The organism is Vreelandella andesensis (genome assembly GCF_003989795.1).
Lineage (GTDB): Bacteria > Pseudomonadota > Gammaproteobacteria > Pseudomonadales > Halomonadaceae > Vreelandella > Vreelandella andesensis.
This window is the reverse complement of sequence record NZ_RZHG01000027.1, coordinates 157430-168307: the sequence shown is the minus strand read 5'-3', so window position 1 is coordinate 168307 and position 10878 is coordinate 157430. Positions and strand designations below refer to the sequence as shown.

Here is a 10878-nt window from a genome sequence, read left to right as displayed (position 1 = left end):
GCTTGGCACGTGCACGCTCAACAAAGCGTCAAGTGCCCCTATGTGTCTTTTTTTAAACGTGAAACGTTCATAGGGGCTACAACATAACGTCTACTTAGTGCACAGGATCTGAATCACTGGGCATACCCTCATCAGCAGGGTCGCCTTTGGACTGAGCATCAACATGCTCGCCGCCTGCCGATAAGCGGTTTAGACGATTAAAATTACGCATTGACTGTAAGTGGATGTACAGCAGCTCTAGCTCATCTGTCGCCAGCATTTTCTGCAGTGCTTGCTCATCCAATCCTTTCAATTTTTCACGGTTCACAGCTTTAAAGCCGGTTAAGGTTCGCGGACTACCTTCAGACTGCCTAACCTGCGCCTGAACGTCCTCAAGAATATCCAGCTCTACAAGACGCTTACCAAAGGCCCGCGTGCGCTGGAAATGAGCTTGATAGTCCTGTAAGAAGCTCAAAATTCGCTCTAAATACTGAGTTTGCTCACCATCAGTATCAAAAAACCGCTCGCCGCGACCGTCCGTATTGAGGCCTTCATACGCTTCGTCGACGCATAACGTAAACGTATCTCCCGACTCGCTGGACGCAAACACAAAGGGATAACGGCGGAAAAACGCAGGCACATATTCGCCACGCCACTGCCCATCATCATCCACCAGGTAGTTTTCATCTTGCTGTAAGCCCAAGATCGCCACCGGTAACACACCACCATCTTCTGACGTGGTAAACACAATCGGCAGATCGGTGGCGGCGGCAGGAAATTCAGCTGCCATGAGCGGAACAGAATTGACGGTGCTCGCAAAGCGGAAGTCGCGACTAACTTTTAGATAGCGTTCTTTATGTTTGTCGCGAGTAATCGGTTGTATGTCACGATAAATTAGCAGTTGGGTAGACATATACGGTTCTCCTAATGATGCATTATTAAGTACTTAAAGGTATCGCCCGCGCGAGGCGTCGTTGGTAGAAATAGCGAGTTCACCGCTTTGAGGGTGTCCGCACCTCCCCACCGTAATAAAAGGTCATAAAAGGCTTTGCATGTTGGTCAACACCTAAAGACACATTACTCAGCATCTGATCGCCATATTGCGCTAGCCAATCTCTCAGCTCGTCGCGTTCAGCACTAAGCCACTCCCGCGCAAGAGTAAAAATTGGTGCCGCGATATCGCCTAGCCGGGGTGCAAAGTGATGTAAATGTAAGTTGATAGAGCAACGCTGTGTGCGGTCATCAAATGTCGACGACTCCTTAGCCTGCGAGGGTGATGGGGCTCGCTCAATCACGTCAACGGTGAGGGGTGGCCATGGCGTATTCTTTAAAGCCGCAATGATTTCCAGTTGTTCCAGCAAGTCCTCTACCACGGGGGGCAGCTTTTGAAGCTCACGCTGTATAAGCAGGTTTGCTTGCTGTGCATCCGGTGCCATCACGTAGTCGGTAATAAGCGCCGGATGCTCAGCTTTCCACTTCCATGCGCTGTAGAGCACGAGGGGGGTGCTGGGGTCATGGTGGCGCAGCTCAGCTAGGGAATGCTCCCAATAAACTTTACTGGTCTGCCCTTCCAATCCTATAAGCAGATAATGAGGTGCCGCTTTTTGCTCGGCGTCGGGTGCGGACAGTAGATGCATGAACGACTGCTGACCCTCACCTAACATCCCTAAGTGCTTTAGCACAGGCGGTAGGCGTGTTTGCCACTGCCGCGCTGTTAAGGTGTTCACGTCGATGCCCAATAGGCACCGATCACTTCGCCACTGATCCGGCTGAAACTTTGCAGAAGGCTCCACGAGATAAGAAACACCCAAACCTTTCACCAGTGCCTCTAAATCAGTGACAACACTACCCGTCGTCATGCCTGGTGGTGCATGTGAAGTCGGCTGTTTAGTTGAAACATCGGTCGACGTTTTAATAAAAGATGTTTGAGATGCTGACATGCTCATTCATCCTCTCGTCAATTTCGCGAAGGTCATCGATGTTAATCACGCCCGTCGCACGCTTAAGCCTCAGTACGTTGATCAGGTAGTCATAACGGGCAGCGGCTAGCTCACTACGCGCAAAAAACAAATCTCTTTCGGCATCCAGCAGGTCGCGTAAAGGCACAATCCCCGTGTCGACACTCAGCTGCCGTGATTCAACCACTTGCTCGCTGGCTTCAAGCGAGCGGCGCAAAGAACGCTCACGTGCTTTCGCTGAAAGAATACTTTGATAACTCGATCTAACCTCACGACGAAGTTCACGCATCACGCCTTCTAGCTGAGAGCGGCTGGCTTCTAAGAGACTCACACTTTCACGCACTTCTGAAGAGGTTCGTCCGCCGCTGTACACCGGCACATTAAGGCGTAATGCTATTTCTTGTGTTTCGACATCACTGCCGCCACCAAATAGGGAGCCGTCAGTATCATCAAAATCATAATTCAGCTGTAGATCCAGCGTTGGAAAGTGACCGCCTCTTCTAACATCTATCGACCTACTTGCAACTTCTGTGGCCAGCTCTGCTGCCCTGAGCCGAGGGCTGCGTTCGGTAGCTAAGGTCTCCCATGCTTCTTGGGAATCGGGATCTGGACGTGAGAGCTGTAAATCGCTACCAAGCAACGCGAGTTGCTGTGGCGGTGCACCCGTCATTTCAGCTAGTGCTTCGATGGCATCACGCAATGCGTTTTGAACTTCGAGTTCACGCGCCCGCACCTGCTCTAAGCGGGCCCTAGCGTCCAACATATTTTCTGAGCGTGTCAGGCCGTCTTCAAAACGTGCAAACACCTCTTCGTAGTTGGCTTCAACGGACTCTTTTTCAGCCTGCAGATAAGAAAGGTTTTCGTAAATAGATAAGGCGTTGAAATAGCGCTCTGCGACTCGATATAGCAAGTTCTGGCGCACCGCTTCTAGCTCTGACGCTGCCAAACGGATTTCTTCTTTCGCTTGAGCGAAGGATGACCAGCGTGCGTAGTCATAGACTGATTGTGAAATAGACGCGCCATAGCGTGTTGAAGGGTATGAAACAGAGCCCGCATCAAAACTTTGGTTATCCGATTGCCTGATATTTTGATAGGTTTGAGATTGACTTGCCGTGACCGACGCCTGAGGCAAAAGAGCGGAGCGCGCCTGATAGTAAAGTTCATCAGTTGCCTGTTTGCCGTAAAACTGCTCTCGGTAGACGGGATCGTTGTCTTTCGCCAGTAGATAAATATCTAATAAACCACCGTGGGCCTGGTTGGATGTTGCGCCTGACGCCATCACAACAAAAAAAATCGTTATTGTGCTGGTCACTGAATGCATGTATCGCACGACGGACATTATGTTCCCCTACATCTGATATTTATTCTTTCATCTCAACGAGCAGCCTATTTTGCTAATTCACCACCACGCTTCCCGTCCGGCCTCAACCGTCTAACACCTGCAACAACATCCTCTGCTAGAAATCGCCTACATCTTGGCAATAAATGAACCCTCGCAACATCACTGCTATATTATTTTAAAATTCACCCTAGCATTAACGTCTTAGTTACGGCTTCCACTCAGCGCTACCGAATTGATAATTTTTAGTTTAATGAGCGTGGAACTAGGCTTCTGACTTAAAGAACTACCTCGGTACAATGAATGACTAAATTTCTAAAAGAATTAGAACTTTAAGTACAAGCAAAACGAGACGAGGGGCGGGATGAAGAGCCAATAGACGCGTGCACAGATTGTCAGCCAACGGCACCATCCTTGACCGCGTACCTGCTTCTTCGGTAATAGGAAACATCAGCACTATGGCTGCTGTATAAGTATTAAAACAGCCAACATAGTGTTAGCGGATAGGTAATAAAACCATGGCGTATATTTCATTCTCAACTAACCAGTTTGACCCAGAGGATAGATTAGAAGCCGCTCAAGAAGCTTATGGCGCAATGGCGAACGTTGAGCTTCACGCTGAAAAAAACACACCGCCCAATATTCAAACAAGGGTTCGATTGCTTCCCGGGGTCTCCATTGCCCATGTCACCACGTCCACGTTAAAAGCGTTGCGTGGAGCAAGACAGGTGACAGATGGTAATGACGATATTACGTTTCTTATTCACCCTGGTGGCTCGGGAGTTTGGCAATCCAACTTACAGTCGAACCCGTCACTTTTATGTAAGCCAGGATCAGCGCGTGTTGTTATGAACTACCAGTCAGGCAGCGTTGATTTTCAGGGCGATAGCGTGGAGTTTTTGAGTGTTGCCTTTTCACGCAACCAGCTGGCTCCTTTTTTACAAGACTCTAACAAGCTCTACGACCACCTTTTGCATCATAGCGAGACGCTTAACCACATCACGCGCATATCGCTTGATCTCACCCAGCAACGTAACGACATTGATAACGCCACCACGCTAGAAGTTACTAGCCAGCTTTTTGACCTTGCCTGCCTGACCTTAGGGGCTAAACGGAGTGTCGGTTACCGAGCCAGCCGCAGTAGCCTAAAGCAGGCGCGGTTAAAAGCGATCAAAATTGATATTAATACTCATTTTAGGCTCCCGTTATCACTAGATGACCTAGCGTTGCGACATAAAGTATCAACCAGTTATATTCGGTCTCTTTTCAGAGACGAAGGCACCTCATTTACGGATTACTTATTAGATAAACGATTAAATAGCGCATTTAATGAGCTCACCCGCACCTCTTTAACACCACCCTATGTTCAAGAAGTGGCTTACCGTTCTGGATTTAACAATCTTTCCTGGTTCTATAACGCATTCAAAGAACGCTTTGGTGTGACACCCGGCGAAGCGCGTGAGCTTGCGCCTATGGATATCCTGCAGCTCTAACAACGCACACCCGCCAGGTCTATGCTGTAGCCGTTCAGTCGGCCCTTTCCACTTTTTACAAAGCAAAAAAAAAGCCGCTGCAGTGAACTGAGCGACTTTCGTATGTTGGTACTTGATTAATATAGGTGCTAAATGTCGTAACCGGCTTCGCGGGCAAGCGTGGTATTGGCTTTCAACCAGCCTTCAATGTGACCACAGTCAAAGGTGCGCCCATGCATGCGGAAGGCTTGCACCGTTTTGCCTTCCTGCATCAAGCGGTCGATGGCATCCGTCAGCTGAATTTCGTTACCCGCGCCAGGTGGTTGATCACTCAGCAGCTCCATAATGCGATACGGCAGTACGTAACGACCAATCACCGAAAGTCGTGAAGGCGCTTCTTCAGGCGTGGGCTTTTCTACAACCCCCCGCATAGTGGCACTCTCGCCCGCCGCAGGCTCGTCACAGTCAACAATGCCATAACGATAAACCTCTTCGCGGGGCACCGCTTCCACCATGATTTGCGACGCATCGTTAGCAACCCAGCGTTCTACCATGCTTCCCAGGTCACAAGCCGTGCTTCCAACCTGTGGCTTGACCAATACATCCGGAAGAATGACCGCAAACGGCTCGTCTTTATCTAACAAATGCGCGGCACAGAAAATCGCATGGCCCAAACCTTTGGCGTTAGGCTGACGAACGCTAGTCACCTTAAGTTTTTTCGGCGAAATAGCCGATAGGGTTTCTAGCAATGCACTCTTGCCCTTGCTGGCCAGTGAGTGCTCAAGTTCAAAGTGCGCATCAAAATGGTCTTCAATGGCAGATTTTCCTGCCCGCGTTACCAAAATGATTTCATTGATCCCCGCCGCTAGCGCTTCTTCCACCACGTGCTGAATAAGTGGACGATCTACAACGGGCACCATTTCCTTAGGGATCGCCTTGCTGATGGGCAACAGACGTGTGCCAAAACCGGCGACAGGAATAATTGCTTTACGCACTTGGGTCATCATTAACGTCCTTTTTGTTGCGGATGCGCTGACGCATACGCCGCGCTACAAAACCAGGCTATTTACGTAATTTCCAAACATCACGCTTTCAAAATGCCACCGAGCAGCGCGGTGGCACTTTCAATTAACTCGTCTAAATGTTCAGGGCCTTTAAAGCTCTCCGCATACACTTTGTATAGCGACTCTGTACCGCTGGGGCGAGCGGCAAACCAACCGTTTTCGGTCGTTACCTTCAAGCCGCCAATAGCCGCACCGTTACCAGGGGCCTTGACCAACACTGCCGTGATAGGGTCACCCGCTAACGTGTTGTCAGTCACACTGTCTGCGCTGAGTTGCTTGAAGGCCGCTTTTTCGTCAGTAGTACAGGCGGTATCGACACGCTTATAAAACGGCTCGCCGAAGCGCTCGGTTAACGAACGATAGTATTCACTGGGCGTTTTACCGGTGACAGCGGTGATCTCAGCGGCTAGCAAGCACAGCGCAATGCCATCTTTATCAGTCGACCACGCCTTGCCATCACGGGTTAATAAACTAGCCCCTGCACTTTCTTCGCCCCCAAAGGCTAACCAGCCATCATGTAAGCCTTCAACAAACCACTTAAACCCCACCGGTACTTCATAAAGTTCACGGCGGTGGGAAGCCACTACCCGATCAATCATCGAAGAAGACACTAGTGTCTTACCGATCTTGAGTGTTTCTGACCACTCAGGCCGGTGGCTGAGTAGGTAATCCACGCACACGGCTAAAAAGTGGTTAGGGTTCATCAAGCCGTTGGCATCCACAATGCCGTGGCGATCTGCATCCGGGTCGTTGCCAAACGCAATATCAAAGCGATCTTTAATTTTCAGCAAGTTAGCCATGGCATCAGGGCTAGAACAATCCATGCGGATTTTGCCGTCATGGTCCGGCGGCATAAAGCTGAATGAGGCATCTACGGAGGTATTGACCACTTCAAGATTCAAGCCAACGTGTTCGGCCACTGCCTGCCATACCGGTAGCGCGGTACCGCCCATCGGGTCGACGCCCAGGGTGAGATTAGCTTTTTGGATGGCGGTGATATCCACAACCCGGCTAAGTTGAGCCACATAGTGGGCAGTAAAGTCATACTCTTGAGCGTGAGCTAACGCTTGCTCTAACGGTACTAGGGAGATATCACCTAGCTGTCTTAGCAAATAGACATTGGCACGAAGCTCAATCCATTGGGTTACTTCCGTATCAGCCGGCCCGCCATGAGACGGATTGTACTTAATACCGCCATCTTCCGGAGGATTATGGGACGGCGTAATAATCAGACCATCGGCCAATGCCGCATCGTGCGTTACCTGATCGTGAGGACGGTTATGCTGCAAAATCGCACGGCTGACCAGTGGCGTGGCAGTAATACCGTGATTTTTTTCGACGAACACGGGCACTTTATTAGCAGCCAGCACCCGCAAGGCACACTCCCAGGCAGGCTTTGAAAGCGCATGGGTATCAACGCCGAGAAACATAGGCCCTTGGTAACCTGCCTCAGTGCGGTAATCAACCACCGCTTGAGTAATCGCATAAATGTGCGCCGCGTTAAAGGTGCGTTCAGTGGCGCGCCCCCGATGGCCAGACGTACCGAACGCCACACGCTCTTTTACAACATTGGCATCTGGGGTTTCATCAAAAAACGCCTTAACAATGGCATCCATTCTATTAGCTTCCTTATTAACATTTAGCTGGGTCACACGCGTCTGCCAAAACCTTATTGCACGCTGCGGGTTACCAATTTTACCGGCGTCTTTTGCAGCCTGTTGCGCCATCTTAGCAGTCGCGGCTGGATTATTGAGCAGCTGCTCAATGGCAGCCTGCCAAGCTTCAGGGGAATCCTCTACCAACAGACCATTCACCCCATGATTAACTACTTCGGTATAAGGGTAACGATTAGAGTAGACGCCCACGCCACCCATCGCAGCAATATCCAGAAACTTTATAAACGACTTACCCTGATTAAAGGGTGTTTTTAACAATGGTGCCAAACCAATGTGCAGACTGCACTTAGCCTGATAGCTGCGAAAAGCATGCCAAGGTAGCGGATCTGGTACCAAAACATTGGGTAATTCCGTCAAGGCTTTGGGGGTGTGCTTCCCCAGCATTAGCTCAAGTTGCGTATCGGTGCGCGCTCGCTGAAGAGCCTGCAACGCAGGGGCAATGTGCATCAAATCAGACAAGTGCGCCCGAGTACCATGAAAGCCAATTCGCCAAGGCATCAAAGATGAAGGGAAGGATTCAAAGTGATCTTTTACTGGCAGCTTAGCGATAAGAGGCGGCGTTAGTACTGAAACACAAGGATGGTAAGGATGAAAATGCTCAGCCAGTGAATCACTACAAGTAATCACTTCATCACTTATTGCCAGAAGACGGGGCTGACGCTTAGCAATACCCGCCATTCGCTTTCGGTAGGCAGGCGGTAGCGTTGGATCGCTGACAGCCGCCTCAATATCATCATCAATTAAGTAACCGATATAGCCAAAGGCTTGGCGATGCCGTTCTAGCCAACGCAACCAACTTAAGGGTAACGAGCGGCACAGCACTATATTTGCCCCAGCATATTGGCGCAAAAAAGAGCGCCCATGACGCCAAGCCGCACCAAAAGAGCGTGAGGCAACAACGCGTTCAATCGTTACCCCCTGGCTTCGCAGCGTGGGCGCTGCAGATTCTAGAAAGTAGATGTCTTCAGTCGGCAGGCCACCATCGCTAACAACGACCCAGCGCACTTGGCTACTTCTCGCCTTACCCCTCACTTTCTCACCTTATCCTCACTTGAGCGAAAAATCTTCATGCACAAGAGTCAAATTAGGATTGTAAGCCGGGTCGTTGTCTAGATGCTCACCCCAAGTGCGGCGCATGTAAGCAACTTCGCTTAGCCAGCGGGCGCGTTTGGTAGGCGTATCATCGGCACCGCGAGAGATAGATTCATGATGGTAGAGTTCAGCAAACGGAGACCACAAGTTGCGGTAACCCGCTTGTCTAACCTTTAGGCATAAATCCACATCGTTATAGGCCACGCTTAATTTCTGTTCATTTAAACCGCCCACGTTATTGAACACGTTTTTACGTAGCAGCAAACACGCCGCTGTCACCGCAGATAAGTTCTGAACCAGCTTCAAGCGTCCCGTATAACCATCACTTTCACGCGAGAAGAAACGATGCGCATGACCCGCTACGTCGCCCAAACCGAGTATTACCCCACCATGCTGCAACATGCCATTAGGGTAATAAAGTTTGGCTCCCACACAGCCAATTTCAGAGCGACAGGCTTGGCTAACCATCTCAGTTAGCCAGTGTTCATTTACCGGTTCTACATCATTATTAATCAAGCCAATAATGCTGCCATGAGACTGCGCCGCGCCAAAATTATTGATCGCTGAATAATTAAACGGATGATCCCAATGCAAAACACGAACACGCGGGTCTCGCTTTGCCACGTCATCCATGTACGCGATGGTTTCCGGGCAATCACTCTGGTTATCCAGAATCAGCAGCTCAAAATGGGTGTAAGCCGTGCGCTCTAAAATGGCGTCCACACAAGGCCGCAAAATATCAACACCATTGCGGGTAGGCACCAACAAACTTACCAGCGGCGCAGGGTGTGGAATTGGCCACTCAATTCGCACTGCGCTTTCCAGCAACCCAGGATGCACCACCGCTTTTGCACTGGCCACTTGCTGCTTCAATACGCTGCTAACCAGCGAAACAGCATCCTGTTGATGAAGCGGATGGGGAAAGTCTTCATTACGGTGATACAACATAGCAGGCAAATGACACACTGACTTTGCGTTGCCGTGAGTTACTTTCCACATCATAAAGGTGAGCGCTAGCGCATAATCTACTGCGGCCCGGCTGGTCAAATGAGAAAGCAAATCAGCCTGCTCAGACTCCAGTTGCCAAAGCAACCGCCGCTTATACAGAGCAACGCGACCGATATAGTTGGTCGAAAGCAACAAGTCCGGATTCCATTCCGGCTTAAAGTTTGGCTGACACCGTTTACCATCGGCACCTAGTACATCCTCATCGCTGTAGAACAGCTGGGCTTCTGGGTGATCATTCCATGCTTTCGCCAACTGACATAATGCTTCTTTCGCTAACTGGTCGCCCCAGCTAATGCGCATGACGCCATCACCCTGGGTTTGAATAAACCCCTGATGATCTAACTTTGCCAACGTGCGGTGGTAGCTATGGATCAGATTGATGCGGCTAGTCGTAGGGATATAGCGCTCTAACACTGTTCGCTGTTTATCGGTAATGTCAGCGGAGAGCACGATGAACACTTCCCAAAAGAAGTAACTTTGAGCTTTTAAAGAGTTAATGGTCGCAATAAAAGATGCTTCACCCTGCTCCAAATCACTCAGCGTTACCGGCATGATAATTGAAAACAGCGGCGCTGTTTTTAGGCCTGCAATAATCGACTGAGGATCTTCGATAGCCTCTGTTTCTGTTGTGCTAACCCACCGAGCGTAATCTTCAGACACATGCTGTTTTGCGTGAGTTTGGTTATATTCCTCCTGGGCGATGCTGCGCCAGCTACGCGCTTGGGCAACCGATTCCCTGTGAAGATAACGCACAACGTCATGCGTTCTCATACCTTTATAACTGGCATGATTGTTAATCAAACGACGCGCTAAGCGGCTATGGGCAAACCAAGGCGTGAGCCAAACCCATTCAACAGTTAAATGGGCCAAAGCGGCTTCGCTAGCCAAAAAAGAGAACGCGATTTTTTTTACGCCTCGCGGCACCCAAAGAATTCGCTTAGTCGTTTTACCCGGGCGCAACGACACCGAGGTTTCGATGATGCCCTTACGGGTATAGAAAAAAATCGTGGCTGCGCCATGAGCATCCGCCCCTAGCCCATCCAGTTCCAGCATGTTCCAGCCGGGAAGTGGTTTTTCCCCATGACTAACACAGTAGGTATTCGCCTTAACGGCTGTATTGACGTTTGCTGCAACTTCGCTCTTAAAAGCAGGTGCTTCTGCTATACAAATACTGGGGTTACGCCGCCAGAATGGGGGCACTCCGCTGTGCCTCCCAATGGCAGCCATCATTTCTTTTAAACTGACAATATGCTGCCTCATCGCCATCCTTAACCCATTCTGTTACCAAGG

At 50.0% G+C, this 10878-nt stretch carries 7 protein-coding genes and 1 pseudogene; 1 reads left to right on the top strand and 7 read right to left on the bottom strand.

The annotated features are described in order from the left end of the window. Positions 1-94 precede the first annotated feature (94 nt). The 3 genes from ELY33_RS14870 to ELY33_RS14860 all read right to left on the bottom strand — a co-directional run bounded on the left by ELY33_RS14870 (position 95) and on the right by ELY33_RS14860 (position 3276). Positions 95-892 (bottom strand): SapC family protein, encoded by a 798-nt coding sequence (locus ELY33_RS14870; protein WP_126948687.1) that lies wholly within the window; start codon positions 890-892, stop codon positions 95-97. 79 nt (positions 893-971) lie between these two features. Further along, positions 972-1919 (bottom strand): hypothetical protein, encoded by a 948-nt coding sequence (locus tag ELY33_RS14865; protein WP_126948686.1) that lies wholly within the window; start codon positions 1917-1919, stop codon positions 972-974. Next, positions 1891-3276 (bottom strand): TolC family outer membrane protein, encoded by a 1386-nt coding sequence (locus tag ELY33_RS14860; protein WP_126948685.1) that lies wholly within the window; start codon positions 3274-3276, stop codon positions 1891-1893. Before ELY33_RS14860 ends, ELY33_RS14865 begins: the two co-directional genes overlap by 29 nt. A gap of 518 nt (positions 3277-3794) precedes the next feature. Here ELY33_RS14860 and ELY33_RS14855 point away from each other — a divergent pair. Next, positions 3795-4769 (top strand): AraC family transcriptional regulator, encoded by a 975-nt coding sequence (locus ELY33_RS14855; protein ID WP_126948684.1) that lies wholly within the window; start codon positions 3795-3797, stop codon positions 4767-4769. Positions 4770-4897: 128 nt separating this feature from the next. Here ELY33_RS14855 and ELY33_RS14850 read toward each other — a convergent pair whose 3' ends face one another. The 4 genes and pseudogenes from ELY33_RS14850 to ELY33_RS14840 form a co-directional block, all read right to left on the bottom strand. Further along, positions 4898-5752, bottom strand: a complete 855-nt coding sequence (locus ELY33_RS14850; RefSeq protein ID WP_126948683.1) for a UTP--glucose-1-phosphate uridylyltransferase — start codon at positions 5750-5752, stop codon at positions 4898-4900. Between the two features lie 80 nt (positions 5753-5832). After that, positions 5833-7539 carry a phosphoglucomutase (alpha-D-glucose-1,6-bisphosphate-dependent) gene (pgm, locus tag ELY33_RS17905; RefSeq protein ID WP_167470103.1) on the bottom strand — a complete coding sequence of 569 codons (1707 nt, stop codon included), beginning with the start codon at positions 7537-7539 and terminating at the stop codon, positions 5833-5835. Beyond that, positions 7531-7872: pseudogene (locus ELY33_RS18160) on the bottom strand (glycosyltransferase); the annotation flags it as partial. The pseudogene ELY33_RS18160 and the gene pgm, both read right to left, overlap by 9 nt. A gap of 663 nt (positions 7873-8535) precedes the next feature. Continuing rightward, positions 8536-10848, bottom strand: a complete 2313-nt coding sequence (locus tag ELY33_RS14840) for a glycosyltransferase family 2 protein (RefSeq protein ID WP_126948681.1) — start codon at positions 10846-10848, stop codon at positions 8536-8538. Positions 10849-10878: the final 30 nt, after the last annotated feature.